Origin of the sequence: Phenylobacterium sp. (assembly GCF_036263695.1) — a bacterium.
Classification (GTDB): Bacteria; Pseudomonadota; Alphaproteobacteria; order Caulobacterales; family Caulobacteraceae; genus Phenylobacterium.
The window spans coordinates 13,691-32,441 of record NZ_DATAGM010000151.1; the positions used below are offsets into that span (position 1 = coordinate 13,691).

Annotated in this window: 17 protein-coding genes; 7 read left to right on the top strand and 10 right to left on the bottom strand. The window is 71.0% G+C overall.

Annotated features, from left to right (window positions below):
* Positions 1–74: 74 nt before the first annotated feature.
* From VHK87_RS06070 to VHK87_RS06090, 5 genes are all read right to left on the bottom strand, one after another.
* Complete coding sequence (locus VHK87_RS06070; protein WP_329634002.1) at positions 75–836, bottom strand: PP2C family protein-serine/threonine phosphatase; 762 nt, start codon at positions 834–836, stop codon at positions 75–77.
* On the bottom strand, positions 833–1,900 hold the full coding sequence (gene tagH, locus VHK87_RS06075) for a type VI secretion system-associated FHA domain protein TagH (protein WP_329634003.1): 1,068 nt from the start codon (positions 1,898–1,900) through the stop codon (positions 833–835). The genes VHK87_RS06070 and tagH overlap by 4 nt, the downstream gene beginning before the upstream one ends.
* The gene (locus VHK87_RS06080) at positions 1,897–3,591 is read right to left on the bottom strand and encodes a protein kinase domain-containing protein (protein WP_329634004.1); all 1,695 of its coding nucleotides are present in this window, start codon (positions 3,589–3,591) and stop codon (positions 1,897–1,899) included. Before VHK87_RS06080 ends, tagH begins: the two co-directional genes overlap by 4 nt.
* A 109-nt stretch (positions 3,592–3,700) precedes the next feature.
* Complete coding sequence (locus tag VHK87_RS06085) at positions 3,701–4,417, bottom strand: LysM domain-containing protein (protein ID WP_329634005.1); 717 nt, start codon at positions 4,415–4,417, stop codon at positions 3,701–3,703.
* A complete protein-coding gene (locus VHK87_RS06090) occupies positions 4,414–6,087 on the bottom strand; it encodes a GGDEF domain-containing phosphodiesterase (protein WP_329634006.1) in 1,674 nt (557 codons plus the stop codon). The genes VHK87_RS06085 and VHK87_RS06090 overlap by 4 nt, the downstream gene beginning before the upstream one ends.
* A gap of 239 nt (positions 6,088–6,326) precedes the next feature.
* Between VHK87_RS06090 and VHK87_RS06095 the strand changes: the two genes are divergently transcribed.
* Together VHK87_RS06095 and VHK87_RS06100 are read left to right on the top strand one after the other, a co-directional pair.
* Positions 6,327–6,977, top strand: coding sequence for a TetR/AcrR family transcriptional regulator (locus tag VHK87_RS06095; protein ID WP_329634007.1), 651 nt, complete (start codon positions 6,327–6,329; stop codon positions 6,975–6,977).
* Between the two features lie 78 nt (positions 6,978–7,055).
* Complete coding sequence (locus VHK87_RS06100) at positions 7,056–9,602, top strand: TonB-dependent receptor (RefSeq protein WP_329634008.1); 2,547 nt, start codon at positions 7,056–7,058, stop codon at positions 9,600–9,602.
* A gap of 114 nt (positions 9,603–9,716) precedes the next feature.
* Here the strand turns inward: VHK87_RS06100 and VHK87_RS06105 are convergent, their stop codons facing one another.
* Both VHK87_RS06105 and VHK87_RS06110 read right to left on the bottom strand, forming a co-directional pair.
* Positions 9,717–10,409, bottom strand: a complete 693-nt coding sequence (locus VHK87_RS06105) for a TetR/AcrR family transcriptional regulator (RefSeq protein WP_329634009.1) — start codon at positions 10,407–10,409, stop codon at positions 9,717–9,719.
* A 160-nt stretch (positions 10,410–10,569) separates the two neighbouring features.
* Complete coding sequence (locus VHK87_RS06110; protein WP_329634010.1) at positions 10,570–11,226, bottom strand: MBL fold metallo-hydrolase; 657 nt, start codon at positions 11,224–11,226, stop codon at positions 10,570–10,572.
* Between the two features lie 95 nt (positions 11,227–11,321).
* Here VHK87_RS06110 and VHK87_RS06115 point away from each other — a divergent pair, with 95 nt between their 5' ends.
* The 3 genes from VHK87_RS06115 to VHK87_RS06125 all read left to right on the top strand — a co-directional run bounded on the left by VHK87_RS06115 (position 11,322) and on the right by VHK87_RS06125 (position 13,539).
* Complete coding sequence (locus tag VHK87_RS06115; protein WP_329634011.1) at positions 11,322–12,242, top strand: LysR family transcriptional regulator; 921 nt, start codon at positions 11,322–11,324, stop codon at positions 12,240–12,242.
* An 87-nt stretch (positions 12,243–12,329) separates the two neighbouring features.
* Positions 12,330–13,277: an alpha/beta hydrolase gene (locus tag VHK87_RS06120; protein WP_329634012.1), complete on the top strand. Its 948-nt coding sequence runs from the start codon at positions 12,330–12,332 to the stop codon at positions 13,275–13,277.
* Between the two features lie 52 nt (positions 13,278–13,329).
* Complete coding sequence (locus VHK87_RS06125) at positions 13,330–13,539, top strand: hypothetical protein (RefSeq protein ID WP_329634013.1); 210 nt, start codon at positions 13,330–13,332, stop codon at positions 13,537–13,539.
* A 106-nt stretch (positions 13,540–13,645) separates the two neighbouring features.
* On the opposite strand, the gene VHK87_RS06130 is transcribed toward VHK87_RS06125, so the two are convergent.
* Positions 13,646–13,897: a hypothetical protein gene (locus VHK87_RS06130; protein WP_329634014.1), complete on the bottom strand. Its 252-nt coding sequence runs from the start codon at positions 13,895–13,897 to the stop codon at positions 13,646–13,648.
* Between the two features lie 59 nt (positions 13,898–13,956).
* On the opposite strand from VHK87_RS06130, the gene mhpT reads away from it, so the two are divergent.
* Entirely contained in the window at positions 13,957–15,156 is a 1,200-nt protein-coding gene (gene mhpT / locus VHK87_RS06135) for a 3-(3-hydroxy-phenyl)propionate transporter MhpT (RefSeq protein WP_329634015.1), read from the top strand.
* Between the two features lie 15 nt (positions 15,157–15,171).
* On the opposite strand, the gene VHK87_RS06140 is transcribed toward mhpT, so the two are convergent.
* Both VHK87_RS06140 and VHK87_RS06145 read right to left on the bottom strand, forming a co-directional pair.
* Positions 15,172–16,248, bottom strand: a complete 1,077-nt coding sequence (locus tag VHK87_RS06140; RefSeq protein WP_329634016.1) for a DUF3616 domain-containing protein — start codon at positions 16,246–16,248, stop codon at positions 15,172–15,174.
* Positions 16,249–16,257: 9 nt separating this feature from the next.
* Positions 16,258–16,659 (bottom strand): hypothetical protein, encoded by a 402-nt coding sequence (locus tag VHK87_RS06145; protein ID WP_329634017.1) that lies wholly within the window; start codon positions 16,657–16,659, stop codon positions 16,258–16,260.
* 309 nt (positions 16,660–16,968) lie between these two features.
* On the opposite strand from VHK87_RS06145, the gene VHK87_RS06150 reads away from it, so the two are divergent.
* A partial coding sequence (locus tag VHK87_RS06150) for an ATP-binding protein (RefSeq protein WP_329634018.1) occupies positions 16,969–18,751 on the top strand: 1,783 nt, incomplete at its 3' end.

Below are 18,751 nucleotides of genomic sequence, written 5' to 3' on the forward strand. Positions count from 1 at the left end.
GGAGGGGCAGGTTTGCGCGATGCGTCCGGTGCGGTCCTAAGCTCGTCGCATGGCTCCGGACCCAGCCTGAGAGCTTACCCCGCCTCCGCCGTCACCAGCACCACCGTCACATTATCCGGCGCCCCGCGGCCCAGCGCTGCCGCGATCAACTCCTCTGCCGCCGCGTCCAGCCCCGGCGCCTTCGCCAGCAGAGCGGCGATTTCGCCGTCCTCCAGCACGCCGGTCAGGCCGTCGGAGCACAGCAGGAAGACATCGCCCAGGCGCATCGGACCCTGCGCCATGTCCATCTCCAGCACCGGATCGACGCCCACCGCCTTGGTGATGACGTTGCCGCGGCGGCTCGTACGAGCTTCGGCGGGGGTGAGGGCGCCGCTGTCGACGAGTTCCTGGACGAGGCTGTGATCGCGGGTCAGCGGTGAGAGCGCGCCGCCGCGCCAGAGATAGCCGCGGCTGTCGCCGGCCCAGAGGCAGGCGTAATGGCCGTCGACGGCCAGCAGGACCACGACCGTGGAGCCCACCACGTCGGTGTGGCGGCCGGCGGCGTATTCAATGAGCTCGGCGTTTGCGGCCTGCAGCGCCTCGGAGACGTCGCGGACGAAGCCGAAGCCGGAGGCGGGGGCGGGGAGAGCGGTCAGGGCCTCGACGACCTTGCGGCTGGCCACCTCGCCGGCCTCGTGGCCGCCCATGCCGTCGGCCACGGCCCACAGCCCCAGCCGGGGCGCCTCGATGAAGCTGTCCTCGTTGAGCTTGCGAACGCAGCCCTGGTGGGTGCGCCCGGCTGACGACAGGACCAGGGCGCGGGCGGCCTCGGCGCGGCTGGCCAGCCGGCGGATCAACTCGATCCGCCGCCGTTGTCGAGCGCCTTGAGCTGCCGCTCGTAAGCGGCGCGGAACTCGCGGTTCATCGGGCTGTCCGGGTCGTCATGGGCCTGGGCCAGGAAGAGAGCGTAGGTGCGACCGTACTCGTTCCAGGCCAGGGCCGCCTTGTTCTTCAGAAGGCCCGTCTCGCCCTTGATCCGCTCTTCCACCTCGGCGGGGCTCAGCCCCTCCAGCGCGGCGATCAGCGCCCCGCGCATGCCGGCCAGCAGGCAGAGCAGATGCTTCTTCACGTCTTCGAAGGAGGACTTCACGGCCGCCGATCCGGTCAGGAAGCCGTCGTTGCGGTCCTTCAGCAGGTCCACCGCCAGCCGCTGGGGCCTCGCCCACTTGAACGGGTTGTTGCCCTCGGCCCGCACTGTGGTGCGGTCCATCCGGTACTCTGCCTTGATGCTGGTCCGCTCGTCCATCAGGTCGGAGAGGCCCAGCACCATCTGCTGGTAGAGCACGCCCAGGCGGCGCATCACCTCGTGCGGGTCCTCGCCGGAGAAGGCGGAGGAGTCCAGCCGGGCGCCGGCGCAGAAGGCGTCGAGCAGCGAGCCGGTGGTGTGGGACGGCGCGAGCTTGGGCGGCGGCTCGGCGGATTTGGGCCAGTCGGTCGGCACGCTCAGCGAGGTGTCGTCGACCTGGACGGGCCGCAGCAGGGGGTGGGCGAAGGGGGCGTCGAACGCCTCGGTCCCGCGCGCGCCGGGCGCCTCGGTCGGCCCTTCTGCGTCGACGACCACCAGATAGGGGCCCAGCCGCAGGGTCTCGCCTACCTCCACCTTGGTCGGCGCATCGGCGGGCGCGCGCACCCGCTCGCGGCCCAGGAAGGTGCCGTTGGCGCTGACGTCGCGCAGCACCAGGCCGCCGTCGGTGAGGGTCAGCACGCAATGTTTGCGAGACACCGCCCGCTCCGGATCGTCCAGGACCCAGGTCGCGCTCTCGTCCCTGCCGAGCGTCAGCTCGCCCTCGGTCAGGGTGCGCGCCTCTAGCTGCCGGAACGGATCGGTCTCGTGGAACAGGCGAAGGGTGACCGCGCTCATGCCTTCACCATCACGACGGTGCGGTCCTCGCGGATCGCTTGGTCCAGTTCGGACGGCTTGGGCGCCCCAGAGCCCGGCTCCAGCCGCGCCTCGACGGTGGCGGTCAGCCGGTTGAAGGCGTCGAACAGGTCGCCGAACTCGTCGGACCTGGAATGGGAGATGCGGAAGTCGGTGTTGCCGTCGGCCGCCTCGTCGAGGGCCGCCTTCAGCCGCTGGATCGGCCGGGCGATGGCCCGAACGACCGCGTAGCTCGCGCCGATCACCGTCATCACGATGATAAGCCCCAGCGCGAGCATCAGCATTTTTGAGAGGCGCGCCGCTGCGTCCAGGTCGGCCTTGGAGAGGCTCACGTCCACCAGGCCGAAGGATCGGCCCGCATAGGTGATCGGCCGCACGAAGCGCAGGTCCTGCGCCCCCGTCATGCCGGCCAGGGTCACCGTGACCTCGCCCTGCTTCTGCAGCACCGGATCGGCCCCGACGCCTTGGTGCGGCCGGCCGACCAGGGCCGGGTCGCTGGAGGCGCGTACGACGCCCTCGGCGTCGACGACCGAGAGGCGCCGGATATTGGGATCGCCCACCGCCGACTTCACGAAGGCTTCCACCGGCAGCCAGTCGCGCTCGGCGGCGGGCAGGCTGGCGTTGTCCGCCGCCTGCAGGGCGACGTTGCTGGCCACGAAGGCCGCGACCGCGGTGCCGGAGGTCAGCGCCATCCGCTCCATAGCCTCGTACTGCCGCTCGACCACCACGCTGGCGCCGGTCAGCAGCACGGCGGTGGTCACCGAGGCCATGAGGAGGCTGAGCCGGACCTGCAGCGGCAGGCGCCGGCGCGGCGTCCTGGCCTCGGCCTTGGCGGCGACGAGGGCGGCCTGCTCGCGGCGGAAGGCCTCGGCCGCTTGGGCCCCGTCGGCGAACCGGCGGTCCGGCCGCTTGGCCATCAGCTTGCTGATGATGAACTGCAGGCCCCGCGGCGCGTCCGGCGCGACCTCGCCGATCGGCGCTGGGTCCTGCTGGGTGATCTGCAGGGCCAGCGTCGCCGCGCTCGATCCGTCGAACGCCCGTCGGCCGGTCAGCAGCTCGTAGAGCACCACGCCCGTGGAGAAGAGGTCGGAGCGGCCGTCGATCTCCTGGCCCAGCGCCTGCTCCGGGCTCATGTAGCGCGGCGTGCCCAGCACCTGGCCGGCCTGGGTGCGCAGCGTCTCGGCCTCGTCCACGTGGGCCTCGGCGACCCGGGCGATCCCGAAGTCGAGGATCTTCGCCCCGCGCCCGTCCGGGGCCAGCAGGATGTTGGACGGCTTGATGTCCCGGTGCACGACGCCCAGCCCGTGGGCGTAGGCCAGCGCCTCGGTCAGCTGCAGGCCGATGGCCAGCACGTCGTCGGGGGCCAGCTTGCCGTAGCGCTCCAGGACCACGTCCAGCGGCTCGCCTTCCAGCAGCTCCATGGCGATGTAGGGATAGCCGCCCTCTTCGCCGACGTCGTAGATGGTCACGATGTTGGGGTGCGACAGCGCCCCCGCGGCCTTGGCCTCGCGCAGGAAGCGGCCGGCGTACTGGGCGTTCTCGCGGAACTCGCCCTTCAAGAGCTTGATCGCCAGATCCCGTCCGATGCCGGGGTCATAGGCGCGGTACACCTCGGCCATGGCGCCCTGGCCGATGCGTTCGCGGATTTCGTAGCGGCCGACGCGCTCGGGCAAGGTCCGGCTCTCTCTCCACTTGCGCCCTCGCGGGGCGCGTCCCGGACGGCAAGCTAGGCGATGAGGGTTAAGGGAAGGCTTTGATCAATTGATGTATTTAGTTGGGCCCTCAGCGCGACAGGCTCGCCTGGATGCGCTGGGCGCGGGCCAGGTCGCGCTGGATGGTCGGGTTGCCGGGGTCGGCGGCCAGCGCCTGCTGCAGCAGGGTGACCGCGCGGGCCGGCGAGCCGCTGTTTAGCTGCTGCAGGCCCGAGGCCCGCAGCTGGGCCGCAAGCGCCGTATCGCGCTTGGGTCCCGCGGCGGGGGCTTCCGGCGCGACCGCCTTGGCCGTCCTGGGCCCCGATCCGGCCTTCGGCTTGGCGCTGACCATCGCGGGGCGGACCTTGCGGGGGACCTGGATGACGTGGCCCGGCTGCACGTGCGAGGGCGCGGCGAAGCCGTTGTACTTGGCCAACGCATAGAACAGCAGCGGATCGCCGAGGAACCGGCCGGCCAGCATCGACAGCGTCTCACCGGGCCCCACCGTATAGGGCTGCGCCTTGCCGGTGATCAGCGCCTTGGGGTCGGCGTCGAGCTGGACGATCAGCCGCCGCGCGACGGCGTTGTCCGCATCGTCCGCCAGCATCGCATCCAACACCTTGCGCGCCTCCTCGACGCGCCCCTGGTTCATCAGGTCGAGCGCAGCGCGCTCGCGCTCGGCGGGCGTGCCCGGCACGGCCTGAGCGGTTGGCGCGGCGACCGCGATCGGCGAGTCCTTCGGCGTCTGGGCGCAGGCGGCGAGGGAGCCGGCGGCGAGCGCGCTGAGCAGCAGGGCGCGAAGCTTCATCGGGCGATCCTTTGCGGGGCGCGCCGCTTGGGCGCGGGGGCGGGGGCGAGGCCTTCGAGCCAGGCGGGATCCTTGAGGGTCCGCACGAAGTCCGCGCCCGGCATCGGGCGGGCGAAATAGAAGCCCTGGAACAGGTTGCAGCCGAGGGCGTGCAGGGTCTGGACCTCGGGCAGCGTCTCGGCGCCCTCGGCCAGCACCTCGATCTCCAGGCCCAGCGACAGTTCGATCAGCGCCGTGCAGATCGCCCGGCCCTCCCGCCGCTCGTCGACCCGGCTGACGAACTCGCGGTCGATCTTCAGCTTGGAGAAGGGCAGGCTTTGCAGGGAGCTCAGGCTGGAATAGCCGGCGCCGAAGTCGTCGATGGCGACACTGACGCCCAGCTCGCGCAGCTCGCCGAACATCCGCCGGGTCCGCTCCACGTCAGCCATGGCGGCGGTCTCGGTCAGCTCCAGCTCCAGCGAGTGCGGCGACAGGCCATGCCGCTCCAGCGTGCGCACGATGATGGTGTTGAGGCCGGGATCCAGGAACTGCACCGCCGACAGGTTGACCGCCACCTTCAGGCCCATCAGCCCGGCTTCTTCCCAGGCCCTGGCCTCCCGGCAGGCGGCGTTCAGCACCCACAGGCCCACCTCGGCCATCATGCCCGACTGCTCCAGCACCGGCATGAACTCGCCGGGCGAGACGAGGCCGCGCTCGGGGTGGCGCCAGCGCAGCAGCGCCTCGGCGCCGATGCAGCGCCGCTCGGAGAGATCCACCACCGGCTGGAAGTAGAGCAGCAGCTGGTCGCCGCTGACGGCGGTGCGCAGGTCCTGCTCCAGGGCGTAGCGCTCCCGCGCCTCCGTGGAGGACCGCGGCGAGAAGAAGCTCAGGGCCTTGGCCGGCTGGCCGGGCTTTGGCAGCGCCGCGTAGGCGCGCGTCAGCAGGGTCGCCGCGTCGGCGGCGTCGTCGGGGAAGATGGCCGCGCCGACGCCCACGTCCGGCGAGATTTTCAGGTCCTCGGGGCGGATCTCCTGAGAGAGCACATAGGCGATCGCCTGCAGCTCCGAGGCCGCCGTCTCGGGGCCTAGCTCCTTGAACCAGATGGCGAAGCAGTCGCGGTCCACCTGGGCCAGCGGCCGCTGCCGGCCGACCGCCTCCTGCAGCCGGGCGGCGAAGGCCTTCAGAGCCTTGTCGGCGGCGGTCTGGTCGAAGGCGGCGAGGCGGTCGTAGTCGCCGAACCGGATGGCCCCCAGCACCACGGCGGAGGTGCTCTGGTCCAGGTGGTCCTGCAGCCCGGCCAGGAAGGGCTCGCGGGTCTGCAGTTCGGTCAGCGGGTGGCGGTTGGAAAGGCGGTGGCGCAGGGCCTCCAGCGTCGATGCGATCTGGCGCACGTCGGCCAACATCTGGTTGGCGCTGCCGAACCGGGGCGAGCCGGCCGCCTCGCCTTGGCCGACCCGGGTGAGCTCGCGCAGCAGCCGCGCCGCGGCGTCCACCGGCCGCAGCCGCAGGGCCAGCGCGGTCAGCGCCAGCCCGACCCCGGCCAGCGCGAACGCCAGAGAGGCGCCGTCGCCGCTCGCCACCAGCAGCAGCAGCGGCAGGCTGGCCGCCAGCGCCGCCAAGGCCAGGATCTGCCCGCGGTAACCTAGCGGCCGGCTCAGCCGGCTGGCCTGCTCCAGACCTGGCGTCGACATGCTTCGATGGGCCCCGTCAGCTCTCCCCGAGCCCCCAGGATGCCGGACGAGTTCTGAAGCTCGGTGAAGTTTCGTCCCTAATTTCTGGTGAATTTCGGCGGGCGGCCCCCTCCCGACGCTCCGCGGGAGAGTTAGGGGCCAAGGGGAAGGCTGCGACGCCATCAATCGGCCCTCGCAACATCCCCTATTGCCAAGTTATCAGTGTTCACTGAAGCTGCCGGGGAGAGAGGGCTCTGAATATGAGCGCGAAACCGCAAGTCCGGCCCCACCCGCCGCGGTCCTGCTACCACCTCGGCAATGTTCGCAGTCAGCTGCTGACGGCGGCGCGCGACATCCTGGAGGCGCAGGGCAAGGAGGCGCTCAGCCTGCGGGCTATCTCGATCCGGGCCGGCGTCGCGCTCGGCACCATTTACCACCACTACGAGTCCAAGCACGCCCTGCTGGCGGGCCTCGCCGTGGAGGGTTTCGAGGAGCTCGCCCGGCGGATGCGCGAGGCCCTCGAGCACCGCGGGGAGGCCAGCGGCCTGCGCGCCGCCGGGTACGCCTACATCGGCTTCCTCTGCGACCGGCCGGCGCTCTACCGGCTGATGTTCGAGTCCGTCGACCAGGGCCGCACCCCAGAGGTCATGGACGCCGAGGACCGGGCCTTCCAGGTCATCGCCGAAGCCATTCCCATCGGCGCCGGCCGGCGCACCTCGCCCGCGGTCTCCGAGCAGGTGGCGATGGCCATCTGGGCCTGGGGCCGGGGCATCGCCGCGGTGGGCTTCTCCCGCGGCGCCCCGGGCGAGCCGCCGCGGCGCAGCGCCCTCGATGCGGCCCTGGCGGGGCTGGAGGCGATCTTCGCCTCTGGCGCGAACTCCTCGCTCGCCGGGGCAGCTGTCGCGAAATAGTCCTATCCGAACGCCGTTCGGGTCGATCACTCTCCCGCCCAACCACAAGGCCAACAGGCCGAGTCATGGGAGGGATCTATGTTCCAACGCACGCCGCTGCGCGGCTTCCTTTTGCTGGGCGCGTCCTTCGCGGCCCTGAGCGCTTCGCCGGCGCTGGCGCAGGACGAGGGCTCCACGCTCGAAGAGATCGTCGTCACCGCCGAGAAGCGCGAGCAGAGCCTTCAGGACGTGCCGGTCGCGGTGACCGCCTACACCAGCGAGCGCCGTGAGGTCCTCGGGGTGAACACCGTCGAGGACCTGGCGCGGATGACGCCCAGCCTCAGCTACACCAACAACGACCGCCTCTCGATCCGCGGCTTCGGGCGCCTGACCAACGCAATCGGCACCGACCCGTCCGTCGCCCTCTACTCCGACGGCATCTTCTCCAACTCGATGGCCGACGCCTCGACCCCGCCGCTGTTCATCGAGCGGACGGAGATCCTGCGCGGCCCGCAGGGCACCCTCTACGGCCGCAACTCGATCGGCGGCACGATGAACGTCATCTCCAAGCGGCCGACGGAGGACTTCGAGGGCGAGATCCGCGGCCTCGTCGGCAACTACGAGAGCTATCGGATCGACGGCCTGGTCCGCGGCCCGATCGCCGAGAACCTGCGCTTCCTGCTCGGCGGCTCCATCGAGCGTCGCAACCAGGGCTTCATCGAGAACCTCGGGCCGGCCCGCGACACGGGCGAAGTGGCCCGCTACATGATCGAGGCTCAGCTCGAGGCCGACCTCGGCGAAAACACCGTCGCCCGCCTGCGCTATTCCAAGTTCGACTGGGACGACAGCTACGGCGTCGGCAACACGCTCAACGCCATCATCACGCCGTACGACACCACCTCGTTCACCGGCACCGGCACCTCGGCGCTCTATTACAACACCACCCTCGGCTTCACCGGGACGAACCCGGCCGTCAACGACCCCTACACGATCAACGTGAACTGGGGCGCCTACGGCTCGCTGGACAACCACCACCGCCTGCACTTCGACGTCACCCACGACCTCGGCTGGGCGACCCTGAAGTACCTCGGCGGCTACCAGCAGTACGACTACAACACCTCGTCGGATTCCGACTATTCGAACCGGATCGGGCCGCAGACGCTCAACATCCCGGACCTCGACGGGCCAGGGCCGCTGACCGCCTTCCAGGCGACCAACGTCTCCACCGACGCGCGCACCTTCTACGAAGAGCGGCAGAGCTGGTATTCGAACGAGCTGAACCTGTCGTCCAATAGCGACGGCCCGCTCAACTGGATCGTCGGCGTCTTCCAGTACTACCAGGAGTACGACCAGCCGCAGGGCATCCGCGTCGTCGGGGATCCGGGCATGTTCAACCCGATCAGCCTGGCCGGCGGAACCGTGCCGCCGAACCCGCGCGGCGCCTTCCTCTACGTGGATGGCCACCTGGAGACCAAGTCCTACGCCGCCTTCGGCCAGATCGACTGGGAGTTCGCCCCGACCTTCACCCTGACTGCGGGCCTGCGCTACACCGTCGACAAGAAGGACGGCTACGACATCGCCCGCTACGTGGCCCGCGTCCCGCTCGCCTCCGCGTTGCAGGGCCTGACCGCCGCGGGCATCCCGCTCTCGGTCGCCCAGGGCTTCTCGTTCGACCTGACCACCCAGCAGGTCTGCGGCGGCCTGACGATCGCCTCCTGCGCGGCCAACCCCTCCACCGCCGACCTTTTCGCCAATCCCGAGGGCGGCTTGCGCCGCAACCTGTCGGGCGAGTGGGACGCCTGGACCGGCACCCTGGGCGTCCAGTGGCAGCCGGACGGCGACACCAACCTCTACGCCCGCTACAGCCGGGGCTATAAGTCGGGCGGCTGGCTGGGGTCCAACGGCCTGACTCCGGATCCCATCGTCGATCCGGAGTATGTCGACTCCTTCGAAATCGGCGCCAAGAAGACCTTCGGCGGCCAGTTCCAGATCAACGCCGCGGCCTTCTACTCCGACTATCGAGGCTTCCAGGCGCCGCTGACCGTGCCGCTCGGCTCGATCACCGGCACCCGCTTCCTGAACCTCGACGCCGAGGTTCAGGGCATCGAGCTGGAAGGCCAGTGGTCGCCGATCGACAACCTGCAGCTCTACGGCAACTACGCCTACCTCGACGCAAAGGTCGCCGAAGGCTGCTGCTTCGTCGACACCGCCGATCCCCGGGCGCTGGCGCCGGGGGCCCGGCCGACGGGGGCGCCGCTCGCCAACCTGAACCAGCCGCAGACCCTGGTCGGCAACCGCCTGCCGCTGTCGCCGGAGCACAAGTTCACCGTGGGCGGCAACTACACCTGGGAGTTCGGCGCCGGCTCGCTGACCGCCAACGGCAGCTACACCTGGACCGGCGACCAGCAGTCCACGATCTTCTCCAACCCGATCTATGAATCGCCGTCGAACGAGATCGCCGACTTCCGCCTGCTGTGGCGGGACGCGGAGGACCGCTACACCCTGATCGCCTACGTCAAGAACGCCTTCGACGAGGTCGCCTATCAGAGCTCGACGGCCACCTCGCCGTCGGCCGTGGGCCCGCGCCGCACGGTCATCCTCAACTTCCCGCGGACCTTCGGGGCCGAGGTGCACTTCCGCTTCTGAGTGTGACGGGGCGGCCGCCTTGCCGGCCGCCCACCCTCCCGAACACCTGCCGGGCCCCTCAAAGGCCCGGCTTTTTCGTTCCTGAGACCGCGAGCGGAGGGAGAGGTCTTAGGATTACTCCTCCACCACCTTCATCTCCGCCCGCCGCGCCGCGGCGACCTCGCGCTTGATGATGTCCACCAGGGCCTGCTTGAGCAACTCCACCGCGGCCTGCACGTGCGCCCGGCTCTCCGGGAACAGGGCGTCGATCGCCAGGCCGCGGATCGAGGCGGCGTAGAGCTGCACCATCGCGTCGATCGGCGCGCGGTTTTTCACCCCCAGCGCCTTGGCCAGCTGCCAGATTACCCGCCGGTGCATCTCGCTGTGCTCGTCGACGATGGGGGCGTACTTGGCCGCCAGCTCCGGCTCGCTGCGCGAAGCCAGCATGATCTCGATCCGGGCGATGCCCGAGGGCGAGTTCACCTCGCCCCAGAGGATGTCCACCAGCTTCTCCATCCGCTCGATGGAGACCGGCACGCCCTTCAGGCCCGCGACGTGCGCCTCGGCCCTCTGGCGGGCGATGTGGCGGGCGGTGGCGACCATCAGGTCCGCCTTGGTGGGGAACTGGTGGAGGAGGGAGCCGCGGCTCACCTGAGCCCGCTCGGTGACGATCACGGTACTGGTGCGGTGGTAGCCCAGCTCGTGCAGGCACTCGATGGTGGCGTTCAGCAGTTTGTCGCGGGTCGTTTGGCGGCGCACGGCGTTCGGGCCGCGCGGCCGCGGCTTGCGGTCCGGCGCGCCCGCCTCCGGAGACTGCTCGGCCGCCATCTTTCAACCCTGCCCAGCGGGACGACAGCCGCCCCTGAGTCAACATATCTGACGCGCGCGTCAGCGACGCAAGCGGCGCAGGTTCGGCGCCATGGCGCCGCTTGCTGGCGGCTCGCGGGGCGCTGTTGCGAGCCGGCCAGATCCTCGACGGCCGTGACAACTACGCGGTGGCCGTCATCAGCGGCGCCAGCGCCTCCTCGACGGCCGCCCTCCAGCTCTGGGGCGTCACCTCGGCCACGGGGTGCTCGCCGCCCCAGGCGCTGGAGAGGACCACGTCCGGCGCGAGGTCGGCCATCCGCTGCAGGGTGGCGACCAGCTGCGCCTTGTCGCTGAACGGCAGCAGGCCGCCGGTCCAGACGCCGCTGTCGTCGCGCCCTATGGTGTCGCCCGTGAACAGATACCGTCGCCCGTGGGGCGAGCGGTAGAGGTAGGCCGTGCTGCCGGCTGTATGCCCCGGCAAAGGCAGGACCTCCAGCGCGTCGAAGTGGGTCTCGGCGGCCTCGAAGGTGCGGTCGGGCGCAACGCCCGCCCGGCGTCGCACCGCCTCCGCCTCCGCCGTATGGCCCCACAGCTCCGAGCCGAACCCTTCGCGGATCTGGGCCAGCGCCGGGCCCGCCTCGTCCACGTGCGACAGGTACTGCCGCCGCAGCCCGCCGAGCTCTCCGATGGCCGCGTGCTCGTCCGCATGGCCGGTGCTGTAGATCAGCAGGTTCCCGTCCGGCCGCGTGATCAGATAGGCCCGGGTCTTCAGGTCCGGCACGTTCGGCAGCGGCTGCTCCATGCGCGTCTGCCACAGGTCGGGATAGAGCTGCTTCATCGGGGTCTCCTGTGCTGTCTCACGCTTCAGGTCGTGCGTCGGACCGATCGCCGCAACTGCGGAAATTTCGGCCGATCTGATCTATGAATTAGATCATGCTCGATGCGCTCACCCTCGATCAGCTCCGCGTGTTCGTCGCCGTTGCAGAGACCGGCAGCTTCCGCGCCGCGGCCGTCCGCCTGCGGCGCGTCCAGTCGGCCGTCAGCTACGCCATTGCGGGGCTCGAATCTGAGCTGGGGGTTTCGCTGTTCGACCGCACCGGACGGCGTCCGGAACTCTCCGCGAACGGACGTGCCTTGCTGGCCCACGCCAAGGCGATGCTGCTGGACGCCGACGCCCTGCGCGCCCACGCCCGGGCGCTGGGCGAAGGGCTGGAGCCTCGCCTCGACCTGGCCCTCGATCCCCAGTTCCCGTTGCCGTTTGCCGCCGCCGCGCTGCGGTCGCTGCACTCGGCCTATCCGACCGTCCAGGTGCAGACCTGGACCGCACCCCTCGGCGCGGCCATCGCGGCCCTACAGGAGCGTCGCTGCACCCTGGCGGTGACAGCCGCCGACATCCCCGACCCCGCCATCGATCTGGACTTCCTCTGCGACCTGCCCAGAGCCGCCGTCGCATCGGCGGGCCATCCCCTGGCCGACTGGGCCCGCCGCAAGGCGCCCCTGAAGCGCCGAGAGCTCGCCGGTCACCTGCAGATCGTCGTGCCGGACCCCTCCGCGCTGACCGCAGGCCAGGACTTCGGGGTGCTTTCGCCAGGAACCTGGCGGGTGAGCGACAACGAAACCAAGCGCGCCCTGATCGTCGGCGGCGTCGGCTGGGGCAACCTGCCCCTGTGGCTGGTGCAGGACGACCTGGCCGCCGGCCGCCTCGTGCGGCTGCCGGTCGCTGAGTTCGCTCCGAGCGGAGAGACCTACGTGCGGGTCTTTGTCGCCTGTCGGGCCGACGTCGCCTTGGGCCCGGCCGCACGGCTGCTCGTCGATCGCCTGCGCGAAGTGAGCGGCGAGCATCGCCCGTCCTGATCGCCGCCGAATTTCGCCGACGCCAGATGTCGGCGATGGCCCAGCTCAACCGTCCTACGGGCGACACAGCCATAAGGAGCCGTAACTATGCTCAAGCCGATCGATCTCTGGTTCGCTCTGGCCCTCGGCGCCGCCGCCGTGGCGGCCCCGCCGGCCGCCCAGGCCGCCGAGCCGCAGGCGCCGGCCGCCGCCGCGCCCCTCGCCGCCAAGCGGAGCGCAGTCGCGCAGGTCGCGGGCCTCAAGGTCCGCTACGACGTCCATGGCGACCTGAAGTCCGGCAAGACGCCGCTGCTGGTCCTGCACGGCGCCTACATGTCGGCCGACGCCATGGCGCCGATGGTCCAGCGCTTCTCCCGCACCCGGCCGGTGATCGTGCTCGACCAGCGCGGCCACGGGCGCACCGGGGACGGGACCGGCCCGATCACCTACGAACGGCTGGCCGATGACGCCGCCGCGGTGCTGGACGCCGCCGGCGTGCGCCAAGCCGACGTGTTTGGCTACTCCATGGGCGGCGCCGCGGCGATCCAGCTCGCCGTCCGCCACCCGGGCAAGGTCGGCAAGCTTGTCGCGGTCTCCGCGAGCACCCGGCTCGACGCCATGTACCCGGAGGTGCTCGCCGGCATCGCCCAGATCACCCCCGAGGTGTTCGCCAACACCCCCATGCGCCGCGAGTACGACCGCCTGGCGCCCCGCCCCCAGGACTTCCCCAAGCTGGTCGAGAAGCTGAAGGTGCTGGACGCCACGCCGTTCGACTGGGGCCCGGCCATGCGCGCCCTCACGCACAAGACCATGATCGTCATGGGCGACTACGACGTGGTTGCGCCCGAGCACGCGGTGGAGATGTTCCGCATGCGCGGCGGCGGCGCGCCGGCCCTGGCCGCCCAGGGCTTCCTCACCGCTCCGCCGCCGGCGCGGCTGCTGGTCCTGCCCGGCGCCTCCCACATCGGCATCATGGCCGAGCCCGACATACTTGCCGCCCTGGTCACGCCCTTCCTGGAAGACGCGACCCCAAAGATGCCGGAGGGGTTCTTCTGACGGCCACGTCGCAAGCGGAACCTGCGCGGCCGCATCTACTTACACTGGGGTGTTGGGCCTGTTCGTAGTGCTGTTGAACGTGGCCGGCGCGGCCGCCTACCTGATGGCCGCGCTAAACTGGTTCCGCGCGGCCCGCAGCAGTGGCGATTCGGCCCAGACGCTGTCGCGGCCGCTCGGCCGCGGCGCGGCCTGGGCGGCGGTGGGCGTCACCTGCGACGCACTCTCGATCCTGGCGGTGTTCCTGATCGCGATGTTGCCTTAGCCGCCCTACCTCACGACCGGCAGCACCAGCCTCGACTCCGTCCTGCCGCCGCGAAGCACCTGCACCGGGGCGCCGGGCGTCCCGTCAGGGCTGGTGAAGCTGAACGTCAGCCGGACCTCGAGGCGCAGTGGGTGGCGGGGCCGATCAGCAGCTTGGCCTGGCCTTCGCCGAGGTTGCGGAAGGTGAGGGGGGCGCCGTGCCGCGTCCCCGCCTCGTCCCGGTTGGCCACAGCATAGACGCCCACGCCGGAGGCCTTCAGGTGCGCCAGATCTGTAGAGGGGCTGCTCTTCTCCCACCAGCCCACGGCACGGACACAGTCGGCGCGGCGCCCGCAGCCTTGCCCTGGCGATAGATCCATTGGAGGTTCAAGCCACCATCCGGCGGCCGACGTGCCGGTCAGGCGAAGGGGAGGCGAGCGTGACGGCGCAGGCGGTGCGGGAGCGCGCAGGCCCCAGCCTGATCATCCTGATCTGTTTCCTGATCGCGGCGGTCGAGGGATTCGACATCCAGGCCTTCGGCGTGGCCGCGCCAAAGCTGGCGCCCGATCTAGGCCTCGATCCAAGCCAACAGGGCTGGGCGGCCAGCGCGGCGATGATCGGCTTGGTGATCGGCGCGGTGCTCGGCGGCTGGTTCGCAGACCGTGTGGGCCGAAAGCCGGTGCTGCTGATCTCGGTGGCGATGTTCGGCCTCTTCTCGATCGTCACCGCAGTCAGCCAGGGCTACGACGCCCTGCTGTGGGCCCGCTTCCTGACTGGCCTCGGCTTCGGCGGGGCGATGCCCAACCTGATCGCCATCGCCGCCGAGATCAGCGCCCCCAAACGCCGCGCCGCCACCGTCACCATGATGTTCTGCGGCATGCCGGCGGGCGGGGCGGCGGTCTCTCTGCTCGCGCGGCTGATGGGCGACGACCTGGCCTGGCGGAGCATCTTCATGATCGGCGGGGTCGTCCCGCTGATCCTCCTGCCGCTGGTCTTCTTCCTGCTGCCCGAGACCCGGCCGGAGCACAAGGAAGGCGCCGACCGCAGCACCTGGCGCGGCCTGTTCGGCCAGGGGCGCGCCGCGCCCACAGTGCTGCTGTGGGTCGTCTTCGTGATGACCCTGGTGGTGCTCTATCTGATGCTCAACTGGCTGCCGACGCTGGTGGTGGCCAAGGGCCTGACGCCGGCCGCCGGCTCGTCCGCGGCGCTGGCCTTCAACCTGACCAGCATCGCCGGCGCCCTGCTGCTCGGCTTCGTGGTCGACCGGGCCGGCTACCGCTGGCCGGTGACGTTCACCTTCCTGCTGCTGGCCCTGGCCATGGGCGCGCTCGCCGCCGCCGGCCAGCTCGCCGCCGTGCTGGCGCTCTCCGGCGTCGCCGGATTCCTGCTGCTGGGCGCGCAGTACTCCCTCTACGCGGTGATCCCCTCGCTCTATCCGCCGCAGGTGCGGGCCGCCGGCTCCGGCGCCGCCGTCGCCGTGGGCCGCCTGGGCTCCATCGCCGGCCCGCTGGTGGCGGGCGAGCTGCGCGGCGCCGGCTACAGCGCCGGCCAGGTGTTCGGGGTGATGATCCCGGTGGTGCTCGCCGCAGCCGCGGCGGTCTTCGCGCTCAGCTGGCTGGCCAAGCCTCACGGCGACTAGTCGCGTGCGCCTCGACTAGCCCTCCACCCCAAACACATCCGCCACCACCGCGCCGCCGGCCAGCCGCTCCGGCGAGGGCGTGTCGCACACCACCAGCAGCGCCTCGTTTCCCCCATGCCGCACCGGAGCCAGGGCCTCCGGGTGGTCGGCGCCCTGGCCGTGGGGGAGTTCGATGACCGCTTCGGGGCGGTGGAGGAGGTCGGCGGGGACGGGGGTGGTCCAGCCGGGCCAGCGGTAGACGCGGGCGGGGCCGGAAAGCTTCATGGTGGGGCCCGCAAGGATGAGGACGTCGGCGGCGCGGCGCTTGAGGTCGCGGACGCCGAGGCCGGCCAGGTCGAGGACGTGGAGCTTGAGGTCGCCGGCGAGGGCGAGGTCGGCCTCGTCCGGCGTCTCGGAGGCGGGGGCGATGTGGGCCTCGACGATCAGGGCCCAGCCGTTGATGACGGGGCCGCGCAGGCCCAGGCCCACGCGGTCGCCGTCGACGACGAGGCCCTCCACGTCCAGGCCGTTCTCCTTGGCGGGCAGGGCGCAGAAGGGGCCGAGGAGGGGGTGTTTCTTCAGGGCCTTGTAGAGGTCGCTGCCGTGCTTGCCGATCGGCAGCATCTGGGGGCGGCGGCCGTCGGGGAGGGGCGCCAGGGCCACGTCCCAGCGGCCCTGGCTCGTCTCGATCAGCGGCAGGCGGCCTAAGAACATGCGGTTGGGGCGCTGCTTGAGGTGGGCGAGGCGGGCGAGGCCGTGGTCGTCCAGCGGCTTGGACTTCTTCGGCTTCTTGCGGGTGAGGCTGTGGGAGCCTGTGACCCACAGCCAGCCAGCGTCGACGGCCAGGCCCTCGATGTCCATCTCCTCGTCCGGACCGCCGGGCAGGTCGAAGGCCTCGCCCAGGCGGATGCGGCGGTGGGCTGCGAAGTCCTCGCCGACCAGGTCGAGGACCTCAAGATCGGCGCACTCGTCGGCGCCCAGGAACAGGGTGTCGCCGATGCGGGCGGCGGCGGAAATGTCATGGGCGGGGTGCGGCTGGCCCTCGCCCGGCGCGTCGTCGAGCGCCAGCCGGATCTGGGCGATGGGGACGGCGGACGCGGGGTGGTTGGTCATGCCCCGGGTCTAGAGGTCCTCGTCGGCGGCGTCGACCGCGCGGGCGACCAGGTCGCGCCAGGTGGGGTCGGTGTCGTCGACAAGGTCGACATCCTCCAGCAGGGCCACGGCCGAGCCGCCGTCGGGCAGGATGAGGCCCAGCACCTCCATGAGCTCGCCGCCGGCGCCGGTGTGGGCCTCGGCCTGGACGGCGATGGCCGCCTGCTCGCCGTCCTCCTCCCACCAGATCAGCGGCTGGGGGAGGTCCATGGGCAGGGGACGCGGGTCGGTGGTGTCGGCCAGGGCGAAGACAGCGCGGCCGACCTGGACGTCGTCGAGGGTGGCGACGGCGCCGGCGAAGGGCTTCAGGCGCCGCCAGTCGTCGACATCGAACCCGCCGCCGTCGTCTTCGTCGTCATGATCGTGGGTCATGGGCAGGCGCCGGAGTCGGGGGGTGAACCGGAAGCCAGCCTAACGCGCGGGCGGGTTTCGAGACACCTGGACTTCGACGGCCAGGGGCCGCTCGTGACGGCGTCTATCGCCCCTTACGACAAGGCGAGGGAGGGCCCCGTCTCGGGCCGACCTCCACCGCCGCAAGTGCGCGGCCGTCCGTCGGCTGCATAGGGAAATCGCTTAAGCTTACAACGCTATATGAGGCGACCGTTGTGAGCCGCCCGGGGGGTGCAGTTGGTTCCGAAGTCCCTTCCGCTGGACGCCGTCCGGCCGACGGCGGAGCGCGTAGTGCAGCTGGCCACCGCGGTCTACGCCGGCTATGGCGCCGACGTGGTTTGGCGCGCCACGCGCAGGAATTCGCGGACCAAGCCGTTCAAGGGCGATACGGCTAAGAACTTCCCCAGCCGCTATGTGATGCGGACCGCCAAGCCGCTTTGGATCGCCGACTTCGAGACCGATGCCGTCGCGCTGGAGCACGGACTGGCGCCGGCAAGCCCGAACGTGAAGGCCTTCCTCGGCGCGCCCGTGATGAGCAATGGCGAGGTGCTGGGCGCCCTGATCGCCATCGACATGAAGGTGCGGTCCTACGACGAGACCCTGCAGCGCCACTTCGAGGCGCTGGCCGCGATCCTCGGCGACGACTACACGCGGGCCAACATGGCGATGGAGCTCGAGGCGACCGCGGCCCAGATGCAGGCGGCGCTGGAGGAGACGGCGCGCACCGAGCGTCGGCTGCGGCTGGCCACCCGCCTGTCAGGGATCAAGGTCTGGGAGCTCGACCACAGCCGCCAGCAGGCCTTTCGGGAGAATTCCGGCGCCGGAGTCGGGGACTACGCCACCGCAGCCCAGACCTTGTGGGATCCGGTTCATCCCGAGGACCTGCCGAAGGCGCAGGCCCTGTGGAACGCCCACCTGGCCGGCGGGCCGCCGCTGCAGGTGGTGCACCGCCATGTCCGTCGGGACGGCGGCATGCACTGGGTGGAGAGCGCCGCCGAGGCGGTTCGTGACGAGGCCGGTAAAATCGTCGGTTTCGTCGGCGCGGTGCGCAACATCGACAAGGAAAAGCGCAACGAGCAGGAACTGATCGACGCGCGGATGGCCGCCGAGGCCGCCAACGAGGCCAAGAGCGTCTTCCTGGCGACCGTCAGCCACGAGATCCGCACGCCGCTGAATGGGATCCTGGGCATGACCCAGGCGATGGCGAAGGACGAGCTGCCGCCGGTGCAGCGCGAGCGGCTGCAGGTGGTCGCCCAGTCCAGCGAGAGCCTGCTGGCCATCGTCGACGACGTGCTGGACCTGTCGAAGATCGGGGCTGGAAAGCTGCAGCTGGATCGGGCCGAGTTCGACCCGGCCGCGGTCGTACGGGCGGTGCAGGCGACCTTCTCGGCGGTGGCCGCGGCCAAGGCTTTGCCGCTGGAGGTGGAGATCGCCCCCGAGGCGGAAGGGCTCTACCTGGGCGATGCGGGCCGGGTGCGCCAGGTGCTGGCCAACCTGGTCTCCAACGCGGTGAAGTTCACCCACGCGGGCGAGGTGCGGATCGGCCTCGCCCGGGCGGGCGAGGCCCTGCAGTTCACCATCGCCGATACGGGTATCGGCATCCGCAAGGACCGACAGTCCCAGCTGTTCGAGCCCTTTGTCCAGGCGGACAGCTCGACGACCCGCCAGTACGGCGGCACCGGCCTTGGCCTCTCCATCTGCCGCGAGCTGACCCGGCTGATGGGCGGTGAGATTTCGGTGACGAGCGTGCCCGGCAAGGGCTCCACCTTCACCGTCGCGCTTCCCTTGGCGTTCGTGCGCGCTGGCGGCGGCGAACTGGAGGCGGCGGCCCCGGCGGGCGAGCCGGAGTTCGGGGCGGTGCGGGTGCTGGCGGCGGAGGACAATCCGGTCAACCAGCTGGTGCTGCGCACCCTGCTGGGCCAGTTCGGCATCGCGCCGCACATCGTCTCCGACGGCCTGGAGGCCGTCGCCGCCTGGCGCGCCGAGCCCTGGGACCTGATCCTGATGGACGCCCAGATGCCGCGCATGGACGGGGTGGAGGCCACCCGCGCCATCCGGGAGGCCGAGGCGCGCG